This window comes from Planococcus sp. MSAK28401, assembly GCF_018283455.1.
In the GTDB taxonomy this organism is placed as follows: Bacteria; Bacillota; Bacilli; order Bacillales_A; family Planococcaceae; genus Planococcus; species Planococcus alpniumensis.
The window spans coordinates 116,729-142,938 of record NZ_JAAMTH010000001.1 but is presented as its reverse complement, the minus strand read 5'-3'; the positions used below and the strand labels follow the sequence as shown (position 1 = coordinate 142,938).

The following is a 26,210-nucleotide window of genomic DNA, read 5'->3' as shown; positions in this document are numbered from 1 at the left end:
ACCACGGTTCTTTCGACGAACCGCAGCGAAATCAAATTATTTTTTGCGGCGACGTACGATGAATTTATCGGATTGGTTCGTTTTCTTACGTGTTTTGTATCCAAGAGTTGGTTTGCCCCATGGAGACATTGGAGATTTACGTCCGATTGGCGAACGTCCTTCACCACCACCGTGTGGGTGATCGTTCGGGTTCATGACAGATCCGCGGACTGTTGGGCGGTTGCCTTTCCAACGGTTACGTCCAGCTTTACCGATGTTGATCAATTCGTGCTGTTCGTTTCCGACAGCGCCGATTGTCGCGCGGCAAGTAGCAAGAATCATGCGAACTTCGCCTGATTGCAAGCGGACTGTTACGTATTTTCCTTCTTTACCAAGCACCTGTGCTGAAGCTCCTGCAGAACGTACCAATTGGCCGCCTCCGCCTGGTTTCAACTCGATGTTGTGGATAGTAGAACCCATTGGGATGTTAAGCAACGGCAAAGCATTACCTGCTTTGATGTCTGCTTCTGGTCCTGACATGATTTGCGTATCAACCTGAACACCTTTAGGTGCAAGGATGTAACGTTTTTCTCCGTCAGCGTAATGGATAAGTGCGATGTTTGCAGAACGGTTCGGATCGTATTCGATCGTAGCAACGCGACCTGGAATGCCATCTTTGTTACGTTTGAAATCGATCACGCGGTATTGGCGCTTATGTCCGCCCCCGTGGTGGCGTACAGTGATTTTACCTTGGTTATTACGGCCGCCTTTACGCTTCGTTGGTTGCAAAAGCGACTTTTCTGGCTTGTTCGTTGTGATTTCAGCGAAATCTGAACTAGTCATATTACGACGACCGTTAGTGGTAGGTTTGTATTTTCTAATCCCCACGTTGTTTCCCTCCTTCTTTGATTAGTTCTTGTTCAGAACTTATACAATTACATTTCGAATAGTTCGATGTCTTTTGAATCAGCAGTCAATTTCACGATCGCTTTGCGGCGTTTGTTCGTGTAGCCTGCGTGTTTGCCCATGCGTTTGAATTTGCCTTTGTAGTTCATGATGTTGACTTTCTCAACTTGAACGCCGAAGACTTCTTGAACTGCATGTTTAACTTGAGTTTTGTTAGCGCGAACGTCCACTTCAAAAGTGTACTTCTTCTCCGCCATTACCTCAGAAGAACGCTCGGTAATGACTGGACGCTTTAGAATGTCACGTGCTTCCATTAACCTAGCACCTCCTCGATTTTCTCTACGGCTCCTTTAGTCATGACAACTTTGTCATGGCCAAGCAAGTCCAATACGTTGATACCGTTTGCCGGTACAACTGTCATGCCTTTGATGTTGCGTGCAGATAGTGCCACGTTTTCATCAAGGTCAGCTGTTACGAATAATGCTTTCTTGCCGACAGACAAGTCAGTCACGAGTTTCGTGAATTCCTTTGTTTTCGGTGCGTCGAAAGCCAATCCTTCAAGTACCATCAGGTTTTCGTTTGCTAGAGCCGAAGACAATGCAGAACGAAGAGCCAAGCGACGGACTTTTTTCGGAAGTTTGTAGCTGTAGCTGCGTGGTGTCGGGCCGAATACGACTCCGCCTCCGCGCCATTGTGGTGAACGGATCGAACCTTGACGAGCACGTCCAGTTCCTTTTTGCTTCCATGGCTTTCTTCCGCCACCGGCTACTTCAGAACGGTTTTTAACTTTATGGTTACCTTGGCGCAATGAAGCACGTTGTGCAACGACTGCATCAAAAAGTACAGATTCATTTGGTTCAATGCCGAAGACAAGATCGTTCAATTCGATATCGCCAACTTGTGAACCAGTTTGGTTTAGTAAAGCTACTTTAGGCATTCTTGTTTCCTCCTTCCCTTAAATGTGATTAGTTGGCTTTGATAGCCGACTTAACACGGATTAATGATTTACGTGCGCCAGGAACATTCCCTTTAATAAGAAGCAAGTTGCGCTCAGCATCCACTTTCACGATGTGAAGGTTTTGGATAGTGACCGTGTTGCCGCCCATTTGACCAGGCAATTTCTTCTGTTTGAATACGCGGTTCGGAGCAACAGGCCCCATTGAACCAGGACGACGGTGGTAGCGTGAACCGTGAGTCATCGGTCCGCGTGATTGTCCGTGGCGTTTAATAACACCTTGGAAACCTTTACCTTTCGTAGTTCCTGTTACATCTACTACATCGCCTTCTGCGAATACATCTACTTTGACTTCCTGACCAATCTCGTAATCAGCTAAGTTTACATTGCGAAGTTCGCGAATGAAGCGCTTAGGAGCAGTGTTTGCTTTTGCTACGTGGCCTTTCTCTGGTTTGTTCGAAAGCTTCTCGCGTTTGTCATCAAAACCAAGTTGTACCGATTCGTAGCCATCCACTTCAACTGTTTTTTTCTGAAGCACTACGTTTGGAGCAGCTTCGATTACAGTTACAGGGATCAAATCACCGTTCTCAGCAAAAACTTGCGTCATACCGATTTTTCTACCTAAGATTCCTTTGGTCATGTCGTCACACCTCCTGCAAAATTTTATGTTTTTTATTGTCGTTTACCAATTATAGTTTGATTTCAATATCAACGCCGGATGGTAGATCCAGTTTCATTAGCGCGTCAACTGTCTGTGGTGTCGGGTTAACGATATCGATCAGACGTTTGTGTGTGCGCATTTCGAATTGTTCGCGAGCATCTTTATATTTGTGGACAGCTCGCAAGATTGTGTAGATTGACTTTTCCGTCGGCAACGGTATCGGACCTGATACGCTAGCACCTGAACGTTTAGCAGTTTCAACAATCTTTTCAGCAGACTGATCCAGGATTCTGTGATCATATGCTTTCAAACGGATACGAATTTTTTGTTTTGCCATTATTTTCCCTCCCTTTTCGCCTATTTTTGGGATAGACTTCTCCACGAAAATTTTCCTCACACTCGCCATGGCAAAGCGGCCGGGTGTGTCGGTAACCTCTCGCTTCTTCGCAGTCAAAGACCAACATTCACCATTATACAAAATAAAAAAGAATTCCGCAAGACTTTGCACGAAATTCTTTTTCATTCGCTTTTACTAGTATAGCAGGATTCTTTTCAGTTTCAACCGATACGATAATAGTCGAAATCTTTCGGACTCATCCTAAAAACATGACGGCAATCCAGCCGAATAAAACGAGCGGAATATTATAATGGATGAACGTTGGGACGACCGTATCCCAGATGTGATTATGCTGGCCGTCGACGTTCAAGCCAGCGGTCGGCCCAAGCGTTGAGTCAGAAGCTGGCGACCCGGCATCGCCAAGTGCGCCGGCTGTCCCGATCAATGCGATGATCGCCATCGTCGAGAAACCGAACTCGACACTGAGCGGAACAAATATCGCGGCAATGATCGGAATCGTCGAGAACGAGGAACCGATACCCATCGTGACGAACAATCCGACGATCAACATGGCGAATGCCGCTAGGCCTTTGTTGTCGCCGAAGATGCTCGCGGCATTTTCAACGAGCGAGTCGATGGCCCCAGTCGCTTGGATGACCGAAGCGAATCCGTTAGCTGAGATCATGACAAAACCGATGAATGCCATCATGCGCATACCCGCCGTCAGAACATCGTCCGCTTCTTTCCATTTCATTGCCCCAAAGACGTAGAGGATGAGAATCCCGGCGAGCGCCCCGATGATCATTGAGTCGCTTTGGATCTGCGCGAAGAGCGCTGCAATTAAAGCGATCACGGTCACGATGATGTCTTTGACAGAAGCGGTTCGTTTTGGAGTTTCTTCTATAGTACTAGCCGCTCTTACTTCACGGTAATCACGTGGCTTGCGGTAAGAAATGAAAACTGCGACTACTAAGCCGAGGAATAGGCCTGCGACCGGCAGCGCCATCGCTTTCGGGATATCCGCCATATCGATCGGCATGCCCGCCAGTTCCATTTGCGTGGCGAGAATCTCATGGAAGATCAATCCGAAGCCGTACGGCAATAAAATATACGGCGCCGTCAGCCCGAAGGTCAGCACCGAGGCGATGAGCCGGCGATCGATGCGCAATTCATTCAAGATGTGCAGAATCGGCGGCACAAGTAGCGGAATGAAAGCTATGTGGATCGGAATCAGGTTTTGCGAGAAAATGGCCATTGCAAACAGCGCAAAGATAATGAGCGCTTTCGCCAAGTTCTCACGCGTCGCCTCCCCTTCTTTATTAACCAGTTTCAACACGCCCGCAACGAGCAATTCCGGTATACCGGTGCGCGAAATGGCGACGGCGAATCCGCCGAGCATGGCGTAGCTCAATGCGATGGTCGCCCCCGCACCGAGACCGTCTGTATAGGAAGTCAAAGTTTCAGTGAAGCTGAGCCCCCCGCTAAGCCCACCGGCGAGTGCGCCGATCAATAAGGCAAAGACGACGTTGACACGAAGCAAGCTCAATATGAGCATCACTAAAACGGCGATAATAACTGCATTCATTGTTCATTTCTCCTTTAGTTTGCTAAAGCGTTAAAGTCCTTTACTAAAGTAACAAATCTCTACAATGATGTCAACACAGCAAAACCGCTCTTGAAAGGCATCAAAAAACCGCTCCCTGCCCAAGGGCAAAGAGCGGCGGTGCTTTATTGGGCTTGCTGCATTTTTTCTTCGTATGCCTGGATATAGGAATCGTATTGAATCGTCAAGGCGATCTCATCCCAGCCGTTCAACAGCATTTCTTTCCAGTACGGATCGATGTCGAAAGAATAGCTGGCACCATCTTCTGCCGTCACTGTTTGGTGTTTCAAGTCGACATCAAGACGGTACGGCGCCTGTTTGCCTTTTTCCAGCAGGGCGGCCACTTCCGCTTCTTCAAGGCGGATCGGCAGGATGCCGTTCTTCACACAGTTATTATAGAAGATATCCGCATAACTCGGCGAAATGACGACACGGAATCCGTAGTCCAGGATGGCCCACGGCGCGTGTTCACGGGACGAGCCGCAGCCGAAGTTTTCCTGCGCCACAAGGATCTCGGAGTTTTGAAAGCGCGGGTCGTTCAAGACAAATTCTTGATTGGGTGTGCCGTCTGAATGAAAACGCCAATGATAGAACAAATATTTCCCGAACCCTGTGCGCTCGATGCGCTTGAGGAATTCCTTTGAAATGATTTGGTCGGTATCGACGTTTTTGCGGTCAAGCGGCGTCAAGACGCTCGAAATTTCGTTGATGGGTTTCAAATTCAGTTCCTCCTTCCGTTATGCCGAGGGCACAGGTTCTTTCATATAATTGCGGACATCCGTCAAATGCCCTTCAATCGCAGCAGCTGCCGCCATTACGGGGGAGACCAAATGCGTCATGGACCCTGCGCCTTGGCGCCCTTCAAAATTGCGGTTCGATGTAGAAGCACAGCGCTCGCCTGACGGTACAGCATCCTCATTCATTGCCAGGCACATGCTGCAGCCTGTCTCGCGCCATTCAAAGCCTGCTTGCAAGAACACTTGGTCAAGTCCTTCTGCTTCAGCTGCGCGCTTGACGGTTTCTGAGCCCGGAACGACAATCGCCGTGACCGACGGATGTACCGTTCTGCCTTTGACGATCTCACTTGCTGCCCGCAAATCACTGAGGCGGGCATTCGTGCAAGAGCCGATAAAGACGTGCTGGATGGCGATGGATGATAACGGTGCGCCTTCTTCCAATTGCATATAAGCAAGCGCTTGGCGCAAAGCGTCCCGGTCTTCCTGCTTGTCGTAATCCGCTGCTGTCGGCACGTGTTCAGCAATGCCTGAACCCATCGATGGGTTGGTGCCCCATGTGACAAACGGCGAGATGTCGTTCGCATGGATGGTATGCGACACGTCATAGCTTGCGCCTTCATCTGTCGCCAGTGCCAGCCAGCGCCCAGCTTCTTGTTCAAACGCTTCGCCTTCCGGGACATTTCTTCTGCCGCGCAAATATTCGACCGTCGTTTCGTCTGGACTGACCAGCCCGGCGCGTGCGCCCGCTTCGATGGACATATTGCAGATCGTCATGCGTTCTTCCATCGATAAATTGCGGATCGCTTCCCCGGTGTATTCAATGATATGCCCTGTCCCCATATCGACGCCGTACTTCGAGATGATCGCAAGAATGACGTCTTTTGCGGAAACACCGAAGCCAAGCTCTCCGTCGATGCGGATTTCCATCGTTTTCGGCTTCGACTGCCAAAGCGTCTGCGTTGACAACACATGCTCTACTTCACTTGTCCCGATGCCGAATGCCAACGCGCCGAACGCGCCGTGCGTGGACGTATGGCTATCGCCGCAGACAATCGTCTTGCCGGGTTGTGTGAGGCCGAGTTCCGGCCCGATGACGTGGACGATGCCTTGGTCGGGATGATTGATCCCAGCAAGCGGCACCCCGAACTCATCACAGTTTTCCTGAAGCGTCTTGATTTGCTTGCGGGAAATCGGGTCCTTGATGACGGAGCGGTTGCGCGTCGGCACGTTATGGTCCATCGTCGCAAAGCACAAATCCGGACGCCGCACTTTCCGGCCGTTCAGGCGCAAGCCTTCAAACGCCTGAGGGGAGGTAACTTCATGCAGGAGATGAAGGTCGATATACAACAGGTCGGGTTTTCCCGGCTCTTCGAATACAATATGCTGTTCCCAGATTTTTTCAATAATCGTTTTTGCCATAGCAGAGTGCCCCTTCCATTTACACGTAGGAAAACATGATGTGTTCCGACACGAATTCCCGTTCCAATTCTTCGATGACTTTTTCCACGAAGCGTTCCGTTGAGATGACTTTATTGCCGCAAGCCGACAAATCGCCTGTGCAATAGCCATCTTCAAGGACACTCATAACCGCATCTTCAATCGACGATGCTTCTGAATCCATGCCGAACGATTGGCGCAGCATCATAGCCGCCGACAACATCGCAGCAGATGGGTTTGCTTTGTTTTGCCCCGCGATGTCCGGTGCCGAGCCGTGTACTGGTTCATACAAACCGAAGCCGTCTGAACGGATGCTCGCGGACGGCAGCATGCCGAGCGAACCGGTGATGACTGATGCTTCGTCGCTCAAGATATCGCCGAACATGTTCTCCGTCACCAAGACATCGAACGCCCGTGGGTTGGTGATCAATTTCATGGCAGCTGAATCGACCAGCATATGTTCAACTTCCACGTCCGGATAACCCGCCTTGCGTTCTTCAACGACTTTTCTCCAAAGCTTGCTGGATTCCAAGACGTTCGCTTTGTCGACTGAAGCCAATTTGCCGCGGCGCGAACGGGCCATTTCGAATGCCTGGTCGACGATACGTTCGATTTCCGCCCGGGTGTAGACAAGTGTATCGACCGCGGATTTTTCATTGTGGCGTTTCGGTTCACCGAAATACAAGCCGCCGGTCAATTCGCGGACGATGACCATGTCCACTTCACGCGCGATTTCTTCTTTTAACGGGGAAGATCCGAGAAGTGCCGGCACCGCTTTGACTGGGCGGACGTTGGCAAACAAATCGAAGTGTTTGCGGATATTCAAAAGCCCTTTTTCCGGGCGCTGTTCTGCCGGGTTGTTGTCCCATTTCGGGCCGCCTACCGCACCGAGGAGGATGGCATCACTTGCTTCACACGCAGCAATGGTTTCTTTTGGCAGCGGGCTGCCGGATTCATCGACCGCCGCTCCCCCGATTGCCGCGAATTTCCAATGGAATGTGTGCCCATAGCGCATCGCAATGGATTTCAGCACCTTCACTGCCGCCTCTGTTACTTCTGGTCCGATGCCGTCTCCTGGCAATACTGCGATTGTCTTTTCCATAGTAATTCCTCCTCTGTGGGTTTGCTGATTAAACTGCTTGGATCTTCGTTTTATTTCCCTGTTTCACAAGCTGGCGGTTCACTGCATTGAAATAAGCTTTCGCGGTCGCTTCCAAAACATCTTGTGCGACGTCGCGGCCTGTAACGGTCTCCCCGTCATAGCTCATATTGATGACGGCTTCGCCGAGTGCATCGCGGCCTTTGCCGATAGATGTCACACGGTAGTCCAGGATATGCACTTTGCCTTCGACAATGCGTTCAAGCGTATTGAAAATCGCTTCAACCGATCCGGAGCCGGTTGCTGCTTCGTGAATTGAGGTGCCGTCCGGGCCGATGGCGGATGCTGTAGCCGTTGGAATGTTCGCTGTGCCGTATTGCACCTGCACGCTTTCAAGCTCATAAATTGGCGTTTCCGTGTCATTGATTTGCTGGTCTGTTAGCAACACAAACAAATCGTCTTCTGTGATCTGTTTTTTACGGTCCGCAAGTTTCTTGAATTCAATAAACGCTTCATTCAATTTAGCGTCAGGCAACTCGAAGCCCATCTTCACCGCACGGTCGCGGAAAGCGTGTCTGCCGGAATGTTTGCCAAGCACCAGTTCAGTCGCTGCATCGCCGATCAATTCCGGCGTGATGATTTCATATGTCAGCGGGTTTTTCAGCATGCCGTCCTGGTGGATGCCTGATTCATGCGCAAAGGCGTTTTTTCCGACGACTGCTTTATTCGGCTGGATGATGCTGCCGGTCAATTGGCTGACCAATTGGCTCGAGCGTTTGATCTCGTTCAAATTAATGCCGGTTTCGATTTCGTAGAATTGCTTGCGGATATGGAGCGCCACCGCAATTTCTTCCAACGCGACGTTTCCTGCGCGTTCACCGATGCCGTTGATCGTGCCTTCGACTTGCGTCGCGCCGTTTTCAATCGCAGCGAGCGTGTTCGCTGTCGCCATGCCCAGATCGTTATGGCAATGCGCCGATAGCTTGACGTTTTCGATGCCCGGTACGTTTTCCGTCATATAACGGAACATCGCCCCGTATTCTTCAGGTGTCGCATAACCGACTGTATCCGGCAAATTGACTGTCGTGGCGCCCGCTTCGATGACTTTCTTGATGATGTGCGCCAAGAATTCCGGATCGGATCTTGAGGCATCTTCCGCTGACCACTGGACGAGCGGGAAGAATTTTTTCGCATAACGGACAGATTCGACAGCAATGTCGACGACCTGTTCCGGTGTTTTCATCAATTTATGTTCCATATGGATAGGAGACGTTGCCAAGAAGATGTGAATATGCGGTTGTTCCGCTCCCTTCAAGGCATCCCATGTCCGGTCGATATCCGCTTTCATGGAGCGGGACAGTCCCGTTACGATAGAGTTCTTCACCGTACCGGCTATCCGCTGCACTGCGTCGAAGTCTCCTGGCGATGAAGCCGGGAACCCCGATTCGATAATCGTCACGCCTAGACGTTCGAGCTGGCGGGCGATTTCGATTTTCTCAGCTGTATTCAAGTTGATCCCGGCCGACTGTTCTCCGTCCCGTAGTGTCGTATCGAAAATATCAATTTGAGACATTAGCAGCCACCTCTTTTGGTTTTTTGTTTTCATTGACGAATGGCATCATGGCGCGCAACTCGCGTCCGACTTGTTCGATTTGGTGTTCCGCTTCAGCGTTTTCGATCGCCGTGAATTCCGGACGGTTCAATTGGTTCTCAAGCAACCAGCCTTTGGCGAATTTGCCGGTTTGGATATCCGTCAATACATCTTTCATACGGGCTTTTGTATCGGCATCGACAATGCGCGGGCCGGATACAAAATCACCCCATTGTGCTGTATCGGAGATCGAGTAGCGCATGCCGGACATGCCGCCTTCATACATTAGGTCAACAATCAATTTCAGTTCGTGCAAACATTCGAAGTATGCCAGTTCCGGCTGATAGCCTGCTTCCACCAAAGTTTCGAATCCGGCTTTGACGAGTGAAGTCACCCCGCCGCAAAGAACGGCTTGTTCACCGAATAGATCCGTTTCTGTTTCTTCCTTGAACGTCGTCTCCAAGATTCCGGCACGGGCAGCGCCGACGCCTTTTGCGTAAGCTAAAGCGGTATCTTTTGCATTGCCGGATACATCTTGATGTACTGCGAATAACGCCGGTACGCCTGCTCCTGCTTCGAACGTTCTGCGGACAAGATGTCCCGGACCTTTAGGGGCAACAAGGAACACGTCCACATCTTTCGGCGGCACGATTTGGTTGAAATGAACATTGAAGCCGTGTGCGAAGACGAGTGATTTTCCAGCCGTTAGATGCGGCTTGATCGACTCTTCGTAGATTTGCGTCTGGCGCTCATCCGGCACCAGTACCATGATGACGTCGCCTGCTTGCGCCGCTTCTGCTACTGTCGCCACTTCCAGGCCGTCTGCTTTTGCCTGGTCGAATGATTTGCCGGGTCTTACGCCAACCACTACTTTGAATCCGGAATCATTTAAGTTTTGTGCATGTGCATGCCCTTGTGAACCGTAGCCGATCACCGCGATTGTTTGTCCTTTTAAAGCCTGGTCATTTACGTCTTGGTTATAATACATTTTTGCCATTTTTAATTTCCTCCTCAGGGTTTGGGGTTTTAGTTTAAAGGATGTTCAATTGCGGTGTATGGGCTTTTTGCGTTTCTCTGACAAAAGCGGATACTCCGGTTCTTGTTAATTCTTTGATGCCGTATGGCTTCATCAAATCGATGAAGGCTTCGATTTTCTCAGGGTCGCCTGTTACTTGGAACGTAGTGACGTTTTTGCTCATATCGACCACTGTCGCGCGGAATGGTTCCACGATGCTGTAAATCTCGCTGCGCGCTGCGGGCGGTGCGACCACTTTAATCAGTGCGAGCTCTCTCATGACCATCGCCTTTTCGGTAATATCATTGACTTTCAAGACGTCAATCTGCTTTTGCAGCTGTTTGAGCAATTGCTCCAGCTTTCCTTTATCTTCCACATTGACGACGAAAGTCATTTTGGAAATTCCTGCTTGCTCGGTATGTCCGACCGAAATGCTTTCAATATTGAATTGGCGTTTCATCAACAGCCCTGTAACCCGGTTCAAGACGCCGCTCTGGTTGATTACCGTCGTTGTGATTACTCGCTTCATTCGCCTTTCACCCCGATCATTTCGTTGAGCCCTTTGCCTGGCGCCACCATCGGGTACACACATTCGAGTTGGATTACCCGGCAATCGATGAGCGCTGGGCCATCTGATTCAAACGCTTTTTTGAATACTTCTTCCGCTTCTTCCATCGTTTCGACCTTATAACCGTCAAGGTCATAAGCGGCCGCCAGTTTCACGAAATCCGGCTGCACCGGCATCATCGATTGGGAATAGCGTTCCTCGTAGAAGGTTTCTTGCCACTGGCGAACCATCCCAAGGCTCTGGTTGTTCAGGATGACGATTTTTACCGGCAACCGGTATTCCTGCAATAGCGACAATTCCTGCAAAGTCATTTGGAAACCGGCATCGCCAACGACAGCCACGACCGTTTCTTCCGGTCTTGCAAACTTCGCCCCGATCGCTGCCGGGAAGCCGAAGCCCATCGTCCCAAGCCCGCCGGATGTCACCCAGTTGTGGGGGTTATTAAACCGGTAATACTGAGCCGTCCACATTTGGTGTTGGCCGACGTCCGTGGTGACGATCGCATCGCCGCCTGTCAAACGGTGGATCAATTCGACAGCTTGTTGAGGCATGATGCCCACGCGTTCTTTTTGGTGATACTGAAGCGGATAAGCTTCCTTGTATGCATGGAGCTTGCCGCGCCATTCTTCTGTGTCTGGGCTTTCGAAATTGCTTTTCAATAGCTCGACCAATGCCGCTTTAGCATCTGACACGATCGGGATTGCTGTCGGGACGTTCTTCCCGATTTCTGCCGGATCGATATCGATATGGATGACTTCCGCATTCGGCGCAAATGACGCCAAATTGCCGGTGAGCCTGTCGTCAAAACGGGCTCCGATATTCAGCAAGACATCACATTCGCAAATTGCCGTATTCGATGCATACGTTCCGTGCATGCCTCCCATGCCGAGGAACAATTCATGATCGCCGCCGACTGTTCCAAGTCCAAGCAAGGTGTTCACAATCGGGATTTGATGATGTTCCGCAAATGCTTGAAGCTCTTCGGAAGCTCTCGCTGCCAATACGCCGGCACCGGCGAGAATCACCGGCTTTTTCGCTTTGGACAGCAATTGAACTGCCTTTTGGATCTGCAGATAATTCGGCGAGATGGTCGGTTGATAGCCCGGCAAGTACACATCTGCATCCGCTTGTTCTTCACTTCCGGCGAACAGCATCGTGGATACGTCTTTCGGGATATCGACGACGACTGGTCCCGGACGCCCTGTTGAAGCGATGAAGAATGCCTCCTTGATGATCCGCGGCAAGTCTTCCGCTTTTTTCACCTGGTAATTATGTTTCGTGATCGGCTGTGTGATGCTGACGATATCCGCTTCCTGGAAAGCATCGGTTCCGATAACCGATGTAGCAACTTGCCCTGTGAAGATGACGAGTGGCAATGAATCGAGCATGGCATCCGCAATCCCGGTGACGAGGTTCGTCGCCCCCGGCCCGGAAGTTGCGATGACCACTCCTGGTTTTCCGGAAACTCTGGCGTAGCCTTCCGCTGCATGGATCGCGCCTTGTTCGTGTCTCGCTAATATGTGACGGATCGGGTTTCGATGCAAAGCATCGTAGATTGGCAGAACCGCACCTCCTGGGTAGCCAAAAATGATCTCAACACCCTGCTGTTTCAATGATTGAATTAAGACGTCTGCCCCGCTGCCGGATAATCCTTGTTTGAGTTCTTCTCTGACCTTTACGTTTACTCCCAATCTTTCCGCCTCCTTCTTCTTAAGTCTTCGGAAGTAGCAAATGAAAAAGCTTTTCCATCCCTACACAAAGAAGACATCTTCTTTGCATAGGGATGAAAAAGCTTCATGGTACCACCCTATTTCACTGCGATTTGCAGCCTCTTGGATAATTGCTTATCCGCTGATAACGATAACCCGTCGCTTGCAGTCACCGGGAACACCTAGAAGGCCGAAGCCGTTCAGCATTCCACTCAGAGGGGATGTCGCATCTGGCAGCATTGCCGGCTTCCACCGCCCCGGCTCTCTGTGAATGCTGTATTCCATTTGCTTTAACCTCGTCATTGAATTGATCATATGAATTTATACTACGTTTAGATGTTCTTCGTTATACACTTTAACGCCGTCTTGCTGCACGAGCTCTCGGAATGCTTCGAGAAGATCATTGGTGACAGGCCCTGGCTTGCCGTCGCCGATAACGCGTCCATCCACTTTGATGACGGCGATGACTTCTGCTGCCGTCCCTGTCAGGAACACTTCGTCTGCGACGTAGACATCGTGTCTAGTAAAGACGCCTTCTTCCATTTGGTAACCTTTTTCAGCTGCGACCTCCATGATGGCGTTGCGCGTAATTCCTTCAAGCGCCCCTACATAACCGGGAGGCGTCAGCAATTTGTTTTTGCGGACAATGAAGATATTATCGGCCGATCCTTCAGCCACATAGCCTTGATCATTCAGCATGAGTGCTTCAGAAACACCTGCCAGACTTGCTTCAATCTTCACCAGGATGTTGTTCATATAGTTAAGTGATTTCACTTTCGGGCTAAGGACGTCTGAGCGGCTTCTTCTTGAAGCGACCGAGACGATTTCAATGCCGCTGTCGTACAAGGCTTTCGGGAATAAAGAAAGCGGCTCTGCGATGACGATGACATTCGGCTTTGCACAGCTGAATGGATCAAGCCCTAAATTTCCAACACCGCGTGAGACGACTAAGCGGATATAGGCATCCTTCAACTTGTTCTGCCGGAGCGTTTCCACGACCAGCTGCGTCATTTCTTCGAAAGTATGCGGAATTTCAAGCATCACTGATTTAGCCGAATCGTAAAGGCGCTCCAGGTGTTCTTCTAAACGAAAGACATTTCCGTTGTATGAACGAATGCCTTCGAAGACTCCGTCGCCATAAAGGAAGCCATGATCATATACTGAAACCTTGGCATCTTCTTTTTTTACAAATTCACCATTCATATAGATTACTTGTTCAGTCATGATGACCACTTCTTTCTCCGAAATTTTTTATGAGGATAAGTGCTATAAATGCTTTGCTCTGTTAAATTGTTGCTATCATATCGCCTATTCCAAAGGGTGTCAACAAACAAAATGAGATTTTTTTGCTAATTCCGAATATTGAAATCATTTGTATCCGTTTACATTGCTGTCATAGCGCGCTTTGAAATGTTTTTAAAAAAGTTTGAATATTTTATAGGAATGCGATATATTGCGTATAAAATTAGCGAACTTTCTTTTCTTCCTGTGTATTTTACTGATAAGCCAGTGTAGATAAACACAGATCTCCAATCTTTTAAAAGCCGCTGTATTGGAACATTGTCACCAAATATTCACCTTTCACTTAAAAAACAACGCAAAAAAATCCCCTAACTCATAATGAGTTAGGGGATTCAAGCAAAGGCGAATTACTTCTGGATAGAAGCTACAACGCCAGCGCCTACAGTACGTCCACCCTCACGGATAGAGAACTTAGTACCTTCTTCAAGAGCGATTGGTGAGATAAGCTCAACATCCATTTCGATGTTGTCGCCAGGCATAACCATTTCTACTCCTTCAGGAAGGTTACAAACGCCAGTTACGTCAGTTGTACGGAAGTAGAACTGCGGACGGTAGTTTGTGAAGAATGGAGTGTGACGTCCACCCTCTTCTTTTGAAAGAACATAAACTTCCGCTTTGAAAGTTGTATGTGGAGTGATTGTGCCTGGTTTAGCAAGAACTTGTCCACGCTGGATATCGTCACGGGAAACTCCGCGAAGAAGTGCGCCAATGTTGTCGCCAGCTTCAGCATAGTCAAGCAATTTGCGGAACATTTCTACACCTGTAACAGTTGTAGATTTAGCTTCTTCGTTGATACCGATGATGTCAACGTTGTCGCCAACTTTGATTTGTCCACGCTCAACACGGCCAGTTGCAACTGTACCACGGCCAGTGATTGAGAATACGTCCTCAACTGGCATCATGAATGGCTTGTCAGTGTCGCGTTCTGGAGTTGGGATGTACTCATCAACAGCAGCCATCAACTCAAGAATTTTTTCTTCCCATTCTGGCTCGCCTTCAAGGGCTTTAAGCGCAGAACCTTTGATGACTGGGATGTCATCGCCAGGGAAGTCATATTCAGACAATAGGTCGCGAACTTCCATTTCAACTAGTTCAAGAAGCTCTTCGTCGTCTACCATGTCGCATTTGTTCATGAATACTACAAGGTAAGGTACGCCTACTTGACGTGAAAGCAAGATGTGCTCACGAGTTTGTGGCATTGGGCCGTCAGCAGCAGATACTACTAGGATCCCGCCGTCCATTTGTGCAGCACCAGTGATCATGTTTTTAACATAGTCAGCGTGACCTGGGCAGTCAACGTGTGCATAGTGGCGTGTTTCAGTTTCGTACTCAACGTGAGAAGTGTTGATTGTGATACCGCGCTCTTTTTCTTCAGGTGCGTTATCGATTTGGTCGTAAGAACGAGCTTCCCCGCCTGATGCTCTAGCAAGAACTGTAGCGATTGCTGCAGTCAAAGTTGTTTTACCATGGTCAACGTGTCCGATTGTACCAATGTTAGCGTGTGTTTTAGAACGGTCAAATTTAGCTTTACCCATTAGAAAAATCCTCCTCAGAATGTAAGTTAATAGTAGTAGTTTGAGTACCCAAGCTGCCGAAATAAACAGCAGATTGGGCGTACAAACTATTTATACTTGATTAAAGGTCAAAATTCAATTATTGGCCTTTATTTTTCTTGATAATTTCTTCAGCGATGGATTTCGGCACTTCTTCATAGTGATCGAAGTGCATAGAGAACACACCGCGTCCTTGCGTGTTAGAACGCAAGTTTGTTGCATAACCGAACATTTCAGAAAGTGGAACCATTGAACGGACAACTTGTGCGTTTCCGCGAGCGTCCATACCTTCTACGCGTCCACGGCGAGACGTAACGTCACCCATGATATCGCCAAGGTATTCTTCAGGGATTACAATTTCAACTTTCATGATCGGCTCAAGGATTACCGGGTTAACTTTTGATACAGCGTTTTTCAGTGCCATAGAAGCAGCAACTTTAAACGCCATCTCGTTGGAGTCAACATCATGGTAAGATCCGTCGAACAAACGCGCTTTAATGTCTACCAATGGATAACCGGCAACAACACCGTTATCAAGAGAGTCGCGAAGACCCGCTTCAACTGCTGGGATGTATTCACGTGGAACAACACCACCGACAATTCCATTTTCGAACTCAAAGCCAGCGCCTTCTTCGTTTGGAGAGAATTCGATCCAAACGTGTCCGAACTGACCACGGCCACCGGATTGACGTACGAACTTCCCTTCAACTTTTGCAGACTGGCGGAATGTCTCACGGTAAGATACCTGAGGAGCTCCGACGTTTGCTTCAACGTTGAATTCGCGTCTCATACGGTCAACTAGGATATCAAGGTGAAGCTCACCCATACCTGCGATGATCGTTTGACCAGTTTCCTGGTCTGTATGTGCACGGAAAGTTGGGTCTTCTTCTTGCAATTTCGCAAGGGCTTGGCCCATCTTGTCTTGGTCCGCTTTGGATTTCGGCTCTACTGAAAGTGAGATAACCGGTTCCGGGAAGACCATGCGCTCAAGGATTACTTGGTCTTTTTCGTCGCATAGCGTATCGCCTGTAGAAGTATCTTTTAGGCCGATCGCAGCAGCGATGTCCCCGCAATATACTTCAGCGATCTCTTCGCGGGAGTTAGCGTGCATTTGCAGGATACGTCCTACGCGCTCACGCTTGCCTTTTGAAGAGTTTTGTACGTATGAACCAGATTTCAAAGTACCAGAGTAAACACGGAAGAACGTCAATTTCCCTACATATGGGTCTGTCATTACTTTAAATGCCAGAGCAGAGAAAGGCTCGTCTTCAGATGCTTTACGCAATACTTCTTCGTCTGAATCTGGACGCAACGCTGTCATTGGCGGTACATCTAGTGGAGATGGGAGGTAATCAATTACTGCATCAAGCATCAATTGAACCCCTTTGTTTTTGAAAGCAGTTCCGCAAACTACTGGGTAGAACTCAACGTCAAGCGTTCCTTTACGGATTGCAGCTTTAAGTTCATCAACAGTAATTTCTTCGCCACCAAGGTATTTTTCCATCAAGTCTTCATCAAGCTCAGCAACGCCTTCGAGTAGTTTCGTGTGCCACTCGTCAGCAAGCTCTTTGTACTCTTCAGGGATTTCGCCTTCAGTGATTTCAGTTCCCAAATCGTTCGCATAGAAGCGCGCGTTCATGTTTACAAGGTCAATGATCCCTGAGAACTCGTCTTCTGCGCCGATTGGCAATTGAATCGGGTGTGCGTTAGCTTGCAGGCGATCGTGAAGAGTGCCTACTGAATACAGGAAGTCTGCGCCGATTTTATCCATTTTGTTGATGAATACAAGACGCGGTACTCCGTATGTTGTCGCTTGACGCCATACAGTTTCTGTTTGTGGCTCAACGCCTGATTGGGCATCAAGAACTGTTACAGCACCATCAAGTACACGCAGTGAACGTTCAACTTCAACTGTGAAGTCTACGTGTCCTGGAGTATCGATGATGTTAACGCGGTGGCCTTCCCATGAAGCTGTTGTCGCAGCAGATGTGATCGTGATTCCACGCTCTTGCTCCTGCTCCATCCAGTCCATTTGAGAAGCACCTTCATGCGTTTCGCCGATTTTGTGGATACGGCCTGTGTAATACAAAATACGCTCCGTAGTAGTCGTTTTACCGGCATCGATGTGAGCCATGATTCCGATATTACGTGTATGGTCTAAGGAGAACTCTCTAGGCATATGGTCTTTCTCCTTCCGTCTCGAAATAAGATTTTAAGTTTCGCAAGAATTTACCAGCGGTAATGAGCAAATGCTTTGTTGGCTTCTGCCATTTTGTGGATATCTTCACGTTTTTTGACGGAAGCACCAGTGTTGTTGGCAGCATCTAGGATTTCGTTAGCTAGACGTTCTTCCATAGTTTTTTCCCCACGTAGACGTGAGTAGTTCACTAGGTAGCGAAGTCCAAGAGTCGTACGGCGTTCTGGACGAACTTCAACTGGTACTTGGTAGTTAGCTCCACCAACACGGCGAGCGCGAACTTCAAGAACCGGCATGATGTTTTCCAACGCTTGTTCGAATACTTCGATCGGATCTTTCCCGCTGCGTTCTTTAATTAGTTCGAACGCACCGTAGAGGATCTTTTGTGAAGTACCTCTTTTTCCGTCAACCATCAATTTGTTAATTAAACGAGTTACCAATTTCGAACTATAAATCGGATCTGGCAACACGTCACGTTTAGCTACAGGACCTTTACGAGGCATGTATGTTCCTCCTTTCAACGAAAACTATCGTTAATTCATTGTTATTATTTTTTTGCTTTAGGGCGTTTTGTTCCATATTTAGAGCGTCCTTGCATACGGCCGTTTACTCCAGCAGTATCAAGTGCGCCGCGTACAACGTGGTAACGTACACCCGGAAGGTCTTTTACGCGTCCTCCGCGGATAAGAACAACACTGTGCTCTTGAAGGTTGTGACCTTCGCCGCCGATATATGCATTGACCTCAATTTGGTTTGTCAAACGTACACGCGCGTATTTACGCAATGCGGAGTTTGGTTTTTTCGGTGTCATCGTTCCAACACGTGTGCAGACGCCGCGTTTTTGTGGAGCGCTCAAGTTAGTCTGTGCTTTCTTGAAGCTGTTATACCCCTTGTTCAACGCTGGTGAGTCTGATTTAGTGCTTTTTGGTTTACGAGGCTTGTTAACCAATTGGTTAATTGTAGGCATCGATTTTTCCTCCTCTCAAAAGGTGTTCTAATACCACATATCCAGGTGGTTCATTTTTGGGTAAAAAACAAAGTCTTTGTGATTTCACACAAAAACCGGTATCCAGTAATGCCATCATGGCTACATCCAGCAAAGCTGAACGCTTTTACTGTTTTTGCTTAGTACCTGACGATCATGTTCCTGACATGCAAAGATCGATAATCATCAACCCTTAATATACTATCATTCACTATGCGTTACTGTCAACCAAAATTGCAAAAAAAGTCCGGGGGAGCTCATCGCTCTCCCGGATTAGTTTTTTTAGCTTATGATTCGCTTCCGACAATTTCTTCTTGCTGAGCTTTTTCGCTCTGCTCGATTTCGATCTGGCGGTAGCGTTGCATGCCAGTCCCTGCTGGAACCAGTTTCCCGATAATGACATTCTCTTTCAGTCCGAGAAGCTCGTCGCGTTTTCCTTTAATCGCCGCATCGGTAAGGACACGAGTCGTTTCTTGGAAGGACGCAGCAGACAAGAATGATTCTGTTTCCAGGGAAGCTTTCGTGATCCCAAGGATGACAGGTCGGCTAGTTGCTGGCATATTGCCGGCAAGCACTGCTTTTTCATTCGCTTCTGTGAACTGGTGAATATCAAGAAGAGAGCCTGGCAGCAAGTCAGTATCTCCGGCTTCAATGACGCGGACTTTACGGAACATTTGACGAACCATAACTTCAACGTGCTTATCGCCGATTTCTACCCCTTGCATGCGGTAAACTTTTTGAACTTCTTTCAATAGATACAATTGAACAGATTGAACTTCTTTGACCTGAAGCAATTGCTTCGGATCGATAGAACCGTCTGTCAGCACTTCACCGCGCTGAATCGTATCATCTACTTGAACTTTCAAACGTGCATTATAAGGCGCCAAGTATTTGCGTGTTTCCACATCGCCTTGAATCGTGATTTCCTTCTGGCCTTCGCGAATTTCATCAATCTCGGTAATCGTACCGGTGATTTCAGAAATAACAGCTTGCCCTTTCGGATTTCTGGATTCGAAGATTTCCTGGATACGCGGCAAACCTTGTGTGATATCGTCTCCTGCTACACCGCCTGTGTGGAACGTACGCATTGTAAGCTGTGTACCTGGCTCACCGATTGACTGGGCAGCGATGATTCCGACTGCTTCGCCGACTTCCACTTCGTCGCCTGTAGCAAGGTTCGTACCGTAGCATTTTTTGCAAATGCCGTGTTTTGTATTACAAGTGAAAGCAGAGCGGATCGTCACTTCTTTGATGCCGGCTTCGATTACGAGGCGCGCCAAGTCTTGCGTAATAAGTGCGTCTCTTTCTACAATCACTTCTTTTGTTTCTGGATGACGGACCGTTTTCTTAGCATGACGGCCGACAATCCGTTCTTCAAGCTCTTCGATAACTTCCGTGCCTTCCATGAGTGCACCAACCAATAAACCACGGTCAGTTCCGCAATCATTTTCGCGTACGATAGCATCTTGTGCAACATCGACAAGACGGCGAGTCAAGTAACCGGAGTCAGCTGTTTTCAATGCTGTATCGGCAAGACCTTTACGTGCACCGTGAGTCGAGATGAAGTATTCGAGTACCGTCAGACCTTCACGGAACGAAGATTTGATCGGAAGTTCGATGATGCGGCCGGCCGGGTTGGCCATGAGTCCGCGCATACCCGCAAGCTGCGTGAAGTTGGACGCGTTACCACGGGCTCCGGAATCACTCATCATGTAGATCGGGTTTAGCGTATCAAGGGATGCCATCAGTTTTTCCTGGATGATATCTTTTGCATTGCTCCAATATGAGATAACGCGTGTGTAGCGCTCTTCTTCCGTAATCAAACCACGGCGGAATTGCTTCATCACTTTATCTACATTGTTTTGGGCTTCAACTAAAATTTCACCTTTGTCTGGCAAAACGACGATATCCGCCACACCAACCGTGATGCCGGCTTGTGTAGAATATTTGAATCCAAGGCTCTTCATGCGGTCAAGCATCCGCGAAGTTTCCGTAATATGGAAACGTTTGAACACTTCTGCAATGATTTCCCCAAGAATCTTCTTCTTGAACGGCGTTACAAGTTCTGACTCCTGGATATGCTTGCGAACATCCGTCGTCGTTGGGACGAAGTATTTCGCTGGCGTTTCCACTTGCAGGTTGTAATCGGTCGGTTCATTGATATAAGGGAACGATTCCGGAAGAATTTCATTGAAAATCACTTTTCCGACTGTCGTCAAAAGAAGCATTTTGTTTTGTTCTTCCGTAAACGTCGGGTTGTTTACAGATCCAGCCTGAACCGCGATACGCGTGTGCAGATGCACATGTCCAGTTTGGTAAGCAATCAATACTTCTTCGGATCCGGAGAACGTAGCCCCTTCGCCTGTTGCGCCTTTGCGCTCCAGCGTCAGGTAATAGTTTCCAAGAACCATATCCTGTGAAGGCGTTACGACCGGTTTTCCATCTTTCGGGTTCAAGATGTTCTGTGCTGCAAGCATTAGAAGACGAGCTTCTGCTTGCGCTTCAGATGAAAGCGGTACGTGGACAGCCATTTGGTCACCATCAAAGTCGGCGTTATAAGCCGTACAAACGAGTGGGTGAAGGCGGATGGCCTTACCTTCGACAAGTGTCGGTTCAAATGCTTGGATACCGAGTCTGTGAAGTGTCGGTGCGCGGTTCAATAGAACCGGGTGCTCCTTGATAACATCTTCAAGTACATCCCAAACTTCCGAATGGAGACGTTCGATTTTACGCTTCGCGCTCTTAATGTTGTGCGCGAGTCCGCGTTCAACCAATTCTTTCATGACGAACGGCTTAAAGAGTTCAATTGCCATGCCTTTAGGCAATCCGCATTGATACATCTTCAAGTTCGGTCCTACGACGATTACAGAACGTCCCGAGTAATCGACACGTTTTCCGAGCAAGTTCTGGCGGAAACGCCCTTGCTTCCCTTTCAACATATGAGAAAGAGATTTCAATGGGCGGTTACCAGGACCTGTAACCGGACGGCCGCGACGGCCATTATCGATCAATGCATCAACAGCTTCTTGAAGCATGCGTTTTTCGTTCTGAACGATGATGCTTGGCGCACCAAGGTCAAGCAAACGCTTGAGGCGGTTATTGCGGTTGATGACACGGCGGTAAAGGTCGTTCAAGTCAGAAGTCGCAAAACGGCCGCCGTCTAGCTGAACCATCGGACGCAATTCCGGTGGGATGACAGGAAGGACATCCAAAATCATCCAATCCGGGTTGTTTCCAGAGTTGCGGAAAGACTCTACTACTTCAAGGCGTTTGATCGCACGTGTGCGGCGCTGGCCTTGCGCAGATTTTAGTTCTTCTTTCAACGCATCTGTTTCGCGTTCCAAGTCAATTTCCTGAAGCAAACGTTTGATCGCTTCAGCACCCATTGCCGCTTGGAACTTCTTGCCGAATTTATCGCGGTATGCGCGATATTCTTTTTCGGAAAGCAATTGTTTTTTCTCGAGCGGTGTATCCGCCGGATCGATGACTACGTAAGAAGCAAAATAGATAACTTCTTCCAAAGAACGCGGGGACATATCCAAGATAAGACCCATGCGGCTTGGGATTCCTTTGAAATACCAAATATGGGAAACCGGTGCTGCAAGCTCGATATGGCCCATGCGCTCACGGCGCACTTTTGAACGGGTTACTTCGACGCCACAGCGGTCACAGACGACGCCTTTATAACGGACGCGTTTGTATTTTCCGCAATGGCATTCCCAGTCTTTTGTAGGACCGAAAATACGTTCACAGAACAAACCGTCTTTTTCAGGCTTTAACGTACGGTAGTTGATTGTTTCTGGTTTCTTGACTTCCCCATAGGACCATGAGCGAATTTTATCGGGTGATGCTAATCCGATTTTCATATACTCAAAATTATTTACATCTATCAAGGAGCCTACCTCCCTTTTGTCTCGAGTTTCTGTACGGCTCTTCCTCGTTTATGGCTGAATCGATAAGTTTCCGTCCGGCGCTGTGCCGGACGGTTTCTTCTATATATACGTTATTCAATCGTGCCTACTGGTGATTCTTCGTCGGCGATCGGCAGGATATTAAGTGAATCTGCAGGTTGAAGATCGTCTTCTTCATCCAAATCACGCAATTCGATTTCTTCATCGTCGATTGTGAGCATTTTGACGTCCATACCCAAACTTTGAAGCTCTTTGATCAATACTTTGAATGATTCCGGAACGCTTGGTTCTGGAACACTTTCACCTTTGACAATCGCCTCGTAAGTTTTCACACGGCCGACTACGTCATCTGATTTAACTGTCAAGATTTCCTGGAGTGTATGCGCAGCACCGTATGCTTCAAGTGCCCAAACTTCCATCTCACCGAAACGCTGACCGCCAAATTGCGCTTTACCGCCGAGTGGCTGTTGTGTAACGAGTGAGTAAGGTCCAGTTGAACGTGCATGGAGTTTATCGTCAACCATGTGTGCCAGTTTGATCATGTACATGATCCCGACAGATACGCGGTTGTCGAATGGCTCACCGGAACGGCCATCATAAAGGATGGTTTTTCCGTCGCGCGGCATTCCGGCTTCTTCCATCGTTTCCCAGACATCTTCTTCATTCGCGCCATCAAATACTGATGATGCCATATGAAGGCCTAGAGAGCGGGAAGCCATGCCGAGGTGAAGTTCAAGCACCTGACCGATATTCATACGGGACGGAACACCAAGCGGGTTCAACATGATATCGATCGGTGTGCCATCCGGCATGAACGGCATATCTTCTTCAGGCAAGATGCGGGAGATAACACCTTTGTTCCCGTGACGTCCGGCCATTTTATCGCCGACGGAGATTTTCCGTTTTTGGACGATATAAGCGCGCACCAATTGGTTAACGCCCGGCGGCAATTCGTCGCCATCTTCACGGTTGAAGATTTTCACATCAAGCACGATCCCGCCTGCACCGTGAGGCACACGCAAGGAAGTATCACGTACTTCACGCGCTTTTTCACCGAAGATTGCATGAAGCAGGCGTTCTTCCGCTGTCAGTTCAGTAACCCCTTTAGGCGTTACTTTACCGACTAGGATGTCGCCATCTTTCACTTCAGCACCCACACGGATGATTCCGCGGTCGTCCAAGTTGCGCAAAGCATCTTCGCCAACGTTTGGAATATCGCGCGTGATTTCTTCAGGCCCGAGTTTTGTATCACGGGAATCGGATTCGTATTCTTCGATATGGACTGACGTGTAGACGTCATCTTTAACGAGGCGCTCACTCATGATGATCGCATCCTCATAGTTAAAGCCATCCCAAGTCATGAATCCGACAAGCACGTTACGGCCAAGTGCCATTTCGCCGCGTTCCATTGAAGGTCCATCAGCCAGGATATCGCGTTTTTCTACACGATCGCCGACTTTGACGATCGGGCGCTGGTTATAGCTGGTACCTTGGTTTGAACGGATGAATTTTTGCAGGCGGTACGTATCGACGTCGCCTCTGACTTCATTGCCTTCTACGTTTTCGATGCGGCGAACGCGGATTTCTTTCGCTTCAACGAATTCAACAATTCCGCCATGCTTGGCGATTACGGCAGCACCTGAATCACGTGCAGCCAAGTGCTCCATGCCAGTTCCGACAAACGGAGCTTCTGGATTCAATAGAGGCACAGCTTGGCGCTGCATGTTCGCTCCCATCAATGCACGGTTGGAGTCATCGTTTTCAAGGAACGGAATACAAGCAGTCGCAACAGATACAACTTGTTTTGGAGAAACATCCATATAATCGATGCTAGAACGGCTGTAAACAGTGTTCTCACCGCGGAAGCGGGCAACGACTTCTTCTTCGACAAACGATCCGTCTTCATTCAAGCGCGAATTCGCCTGAGCGACGACATAGTTGTCTTCTTCATCAGCCGTTAAGTAATCGATCTGGTCGGTAACTTTATTCGTCTCCGGATCGACGCGGCGATAAGGTGTTTCGATGAATCCGAATTTATTCACTTTGGCAAATGTTGAAAGTGTGTTGATCAAGCCGATGTTCGGGCCCTCAGGCGTTTCGATCGGACACATGCGGCCATAGTGGGAGTAGTGAACGTCACGTACTTCGAAGCCAGCGCGCTCACGCGTCAAACCACCGGGCCCAAGCGCAGATAGACGGCGTTTGTGCGTCAATTCAGCAAGCGGGTTCGTTTGGTCCATGAACTGGGACAATTGGGAGCTGCCAAAGAACTCTTTAATCGATGCAATAACTGGGCGGATATTGATCAATTGCTGCGGTACAATCGATTGCGTGTCGTTGATTGACATACGCTCGCGCACCACGCGTTCCATACGGGACAAACCGATACGGAATTGGTTCTGCAGAAGTTCGCCAACTGAACGCAGACGACGGTTACCTAGGTGGTCAATATCATCTGTGTTGCCGACGCCATGCAGCAAGTTGAAGAAGTAGCTGATAGACGAGATGATATCTGCAGGCGTTACGTTTTTGATCTTGTCTTCGATATATGCATTGCTGATGACAGTGATTTCTTTTTGCTCATCGTCATTTGGCGCATAGATTCTAATGGATTGAAGTGTTACGTCGTCTTCAAGCACGCCTCCAGCTTGGGAAACGGTATGGAAACCAACGCCATTCTCCAAATTAGGAATCAAGCGGTCAAGGACACGGCGGTCAATAACAGTTCCAGCTTCTACTAAAATTTCGCCCGTTTCAGGATCGACGAGTGTTTCTGCAATCGTCTGATTAAACAAGCGGTTTTTAATATGAAGCTTTTTGTTCATCTTGTAACGGCCGACGTTCGCCAAGTCATAGCGTTTTGGGTCGAAGAAACGCGAGTAAAGTAAGCTCTTAGCGCTCTCTACTGTCGGTGGCTCTCCAGGGCGAAGGCGCTCGTAAATTTCAAGAAGCGCTTTTTCCGTGTTTTCGGTATTATCTTTTTCCAAAGTGTTTTGCAAATACTCGTTATCGCCGAGCAATTCAATGATTTCCTGATCGGAACCAAAGCCTAATGCACGCAGAAGAACCGTTACGGGCAATTTGCGTGTGCGGTCGATACGTACGTAAACGACATCTTTTGCATCGGTTTCATACTCAAGCCATGCACCACGGTTTGGAATAACAGTAGCGCCAAAACCACGTTTGCCGTTTTTATCTGTCTTATCATGGAAATAAACGCTTGGCGAGCGGACTAATTGCGAAACGATGACGCGTTCTGCGCCGTTGATGACAAAAGTTCCAGTTTCCGTCATTAATGGGAAATCACCCATGAAGACGTCCTGCTCTTTCACTTCATCCGTTTCTTTGTTGTGAAGACGCACTTTTACGCGAAGTGGCGCTGCGTAAGTAACGTCCCGTTCTTTCGATTCATCAACCGGGTACTTAGGATCCGCTAGGCTGTAGTCGACGAATTCCAAGGAAAGGTTTCCTGTGAAATCTTCGATTGGTGAAATATCGCGGAACATTTCACGGAGTCCCTCTTCTAAGAACCATTCGTAAGAAGACGATTGGATCTCGATCAGATTCGGGAGATCTAGAACTTCACTGATTCTCGAAAAACTTCTGCGTTGACGATGCTGACCGTACTGAACTAGTTGACCTGTCAACTTATTCACCCCTCAATA

General features: G+C 48.5%; 20 protein-coding genes. All 20 read right to left on the bottom strand.

The window, feature by feature from the left end; translation table 11 throughout:
- Positions 1-36 precede the first annotated feature (36 nt).
- Complete coding sequence (rplB, locus tag G3255_RS00695; protein ID WP_211652857.1) at positions 37-867, bottom strand: 50S ribosomal protein L2; 831 nt, start codon at positions 865-867, stop codon at positions 37-39.
- A 47-nt stretch (positions 868-914) separates the two neighbouring features.
- Positions 915-1,199: a 50S ribosomal protein L23 gene (rplW, locus tag G3255_RS00690; protein WP_058382162.1), complete on the bottom strand. Its 285-nt coding sequence runs from the start codon at positions 1,197-1,199 to the stop codon at positions 915-917.
- Positions 1,199-1,822: a 50S ribosomal protein L4 gene (rplD, locus tag G3255_RS00685; RefSeq protein WP_068459697.1), complete on the bottom strand. Its 624-nt coding sequence runs from the start codon at positions 1,820-1,822 to the stop codon at positions 1,199-1,201. The genes rplW and rplD overlap by 1 nt, the downstream gene beginning before the upstream one ends.
- Before the next feature lie 28 nt (positions 1,823-1,850).
- Entirely contained in the window at positions 1,851-2,480 is a 630-nt protein-coding gene (gene rplC / locus G3255_RS00680; RefSeq protein ID WP_058382164.1) for a 50S ribosomal protein L3, read from the bottom strand.
- A gap of 49 nt (positions 2,481-2,529) precedes the next feature.
- Positions 2,530-2,838 (bottom strand): 30S ribosomal protein S10, encoded by a 309-nt coding sequence (gene rpsJ / locus G3255_RS00675; RefSeq protein WP_058383733.1) that lies wholly within the window; start codon positions 2,836-2,838, stop codon positions 2,530-2,532.
- A 256-nt stretch (positions 2,839-3,094) separates the two neighbouring features.
- Entirely contained in the window at positions 3,095-4,423 is a 1,329-nt protein-coding gene (locus tag G3255_RS00670; RefSeq protein WP_211652856.1) for a Na+/H+ antiporter family protein, read from the bottom strand.
- Positions 4,424-4,566: 143 nt separating this feature from the next.
- Entirely contained in the window at positions 4,567-5,160 is a 594-nt protein-coding gene (leuD, locus tag G3255_RS00665) for a 3-isopropylmalate dehydratase small subunit (RefSeq protein WP_211652855.1), read from the bottom strand.
- Positions 5,161-5,178: 18 nt separating this feature from the next.
- Positions 5,179-6,597 (bottom strand): 3-isopropylmalate dehydratase large subunit, encoded by a 1,419-nt coding sequence (leuC, locus tag G3255_RS00660; RefSeq protein ID WP_211652854.1) that lies wholly within the window; start codon positions 6,595-6,597, stop codon positions 5,179-5,181.
- A 19-nt stretch (positions 6,598-6,616) separates the two neighbouring features.
- The gene (gene leuB, locus G3255_RS00655; RefSeq protein WP_211652853.1) at positions 6,617-7,717 is read right to left on the bottom strand and encodes a 3-isopropylmalate dehydrogenase; all 1,101 of its coding nucleotides are present in this window, start codon (positions 7,715-7,717) and stop codon (positions 6,617-6,619) included.
- 28 nt (positions 7,718-7,745) lie between these two features.
- On the bottom strand, positions 7,746-9,287 hold the full coding sequence (locus G3255_RS00650) for a 2-isopropylmalate synthase (protein ID WP_211652852.1): 1,542 nt from the start codon (positions 9,285-9,287) through the stop codon (positions 7,746-7,748).
- Positions 9,274-10,302 carry a ketol-acid reductoisomerase gene (ilvC, locus tag G3255_RS00645; RefSeq protein WP_058382170.1) on the bottom strand — a complete coding sequence of 343 codons (1,029 nt, stop codon included), beginning with the start codon at positions 10,300-10,302 and terminating at the stop codon, positions 9,274-9,276. Before ilvC ends, G3255_RS00650 begins: the two co-directional genes overlap by 14 nt.
- Positions 10,303-10,336: 34 nt before the next feature.
- Positions 10,337-10,849 (bottom strand): acetolactate synthase small subunit, encoded by a 513-nt coding sequence (gene ilvN / locus G3255_RS00640; RefSeq protein WP_211652851.1) that lies wholly within the window; start codon positions 10,847-10,849, stop codon positions 10,337-10,339.
- Positions 10,846-12,579, bottom strand: a complete 1,734-nt coding sequence (ilvB, locus tag G3255_RS00635; RefSeq protein ID WP_211652850.1) for a biosynthetic-type acetolactate synthase large subunit — start codon at positions 12,577-12,579, stop codon at positions 10,846-10,848. Before ilvB ends, ilvN begins: the two co-directional genes overlap by 4 nt.
- 339 nt (positions 12,580-12,918) lie before the next feature.
- Positions 12,919-13,821, bottom strand: a complete 903-nt coding sequence (gene ilvE / locus G3255_RS00630) for a branched-chain-amino-acid transaminase (protein ID WP_058382173.1) — start codon at positions 13,819-13,821, stop codon at positions 12,919-12,921.
- Positions 13,822-14,246: 425 nt separating this feature from the next.
- Entirely contained in the window at positions 14,247-15,434 is a 1,188-nt protein-coding gene (gene tuf / locus G3255_RS00625) for an elongation factor Tu (RefSeq protein ID WP_121301287.1), read from the bottom strand.
- Between the two features lie 118 nt (positions 15,435-15,552).
- Positions 15,553-17,631: an elongation factor G gene (gene fusA / locus G3255_RS00620; protein WP_058382175.1), complete on the bottom strand. Its 2,079-nt coding sequence runs from the start codon at positions 17,629-17,631 to the stop codon at positions 15,553-15,555.
- Positions 17,632-17,681: 50 nt separating this feature from the next.
- Positions 17,682-18,152: a 30S ribosomal protein S7 gene (rpsG, locus tag G3255_RS00615; RefSeq protein WP_058382176.1), complete on the bottom strand. Its 471-nt coding sequence runs from the start codon at positions 18,150-18,152 to the stop codon at positions 17,682-17,684.
- 44 nt (positions 18,153-18,196) lie between these two features.
- Entirely contained in the window at positions 18,197-18,616 is a 420-nt protein-coding gene (gene rpsL / locus G3255_RS00610; RefSeq protein ID WP_068459672.1) for a 30S ribosomal protein S12, read from the bottom strand.
- 305 nt (positions 18,617-18,921) lie between these two features.
- Positions 18,922-22,527, bottom strand: coding sequence for a DNA-directed RNA polymerase subunit beta' (rpoC, locus tag G3255_RS00605; RefSeq protein ID WP_211652849.1), 3,606 nt, complete (start codon positions 22,525-22,527; stop codon positions 18,922-18,924).
- 110 nt (positions 22,528-22,637) lie between these two features.
- Positions 22,638-26,192, bottom strand: coding sequence for a DNA-directed RNA polymerase subunit beta (gene rpoB / locus G3255_RS00600; RefSeq protein WP_211652848.1), 3,555 nt, complete (start codon positions 26,190-26,192; stop codon positions 22,638-22,640).
- Between the last annotated feature and the right edge of the window lie 18 nt (positions 26,193-26,210).

Excerpts from the sequence above, each read along its gene's own strand:
- rplW (WP_058382162.1), bottom strand. The coding sequence starts at position 1,199 with ATGGAAGCACGTGACATTCTAAAGCGTCCAGTCATTACCGAGCGTTCT.
- rplD (WP_068459697.1), bottom strand. The coding sequence starts at position 1,822 with ATGCCTAAAGTAGCTTTACTAAACCAAACTGGTTCACAAGTTGGCGAT.
- rplC (WP_058382164.1), bottom strand. The coding sequence starts at position 2,480 with ATGACCAAAGGAATCTTAGGTAGAAAAATCGGTATGACGCAAGTTTTT.
- rpsJ (WP_058383733.1), bottom strand. The coding sequence starts at position 2,838 with ATGGCAAAACAAAAAATTCGTATCCGTTTGAAAGCATATGATCACAGA.
- G3255_RS00670 (WP_211652856.1), bottom strand. The coding sequence starts at position 4,423 with ATGAATGCAGTTATTATCGCCGTTTTAGTGATGCTCATATTGAGCTTG.
- leuC (WP_211652854.1), bottom strand. The coding sequence starts at position 6,597 with ATGGCAAAAACGATTATTGAAAAAATCTGGGAACAGCATATTGTATTC.
- leuB (WP_211652853.1), bottom strand. The coding sequence starts at position 7,717 with ATGGAAAAGACAATCGCAGTATTGCCAGGAGACGGCATCGGACCAGAA.
- G3255_RS00650 (WP_211652852.1), bottom strand. The coding sequence starts at position 9,287 with ATGTCTCAAATTGATATTTTCGATACGACACTACGGGACGGAGAACAG.
- ilvC (WP_058382170.1), bottom strand. The coding sequence starts at position 10,302 with ATGGCAAAAATGTATTATAACCAAGACGTAAATGACCAGGCTTTAAAA.
- ilvN (WP_211652851.1), bottom strand. The coding sequence starts at position 10,849 with ATGAAGCGAGTAATCACAACGACGGTAATCAACCAGAGCGGCGTCTTG.
- ilvE (WP_058382173.1), bottom strand. The coding sequence starts at position 13,821 with ATGACTGAACAAGTAATCTATATGAATGGTGAATTTGTAAAAAAAGAA.
- tuf (WP_121301287.1), bottom strand. The coding sequence starts at position 15,434 with ATGGGTAAAGCTAAATTTGACCGTTCTAAAACACACGCTAACATTGGT.
- fusA (WP_058382175.1), bottom strand. The coding sequence starts at position 17,631 with ATGCCTAGAGAGTTCTCCTTAGACCATACACGTAATATCGGAATCATG.
- rpsG (WP_058382176.1), bottom strand. The coding sequence starts at position 18,152 with ATGCCTCGTAAAGGTCCTGTAGCTAAACGTGACGTGTTGCCAGATCCG.
- rpsL (WP_068459672.1), bottom strand. The coding sequence starts at position 18,616 with ATGCCTACAATTAACCAATTGGTTAACAAGCCTCGTAAACCAAAAAGC.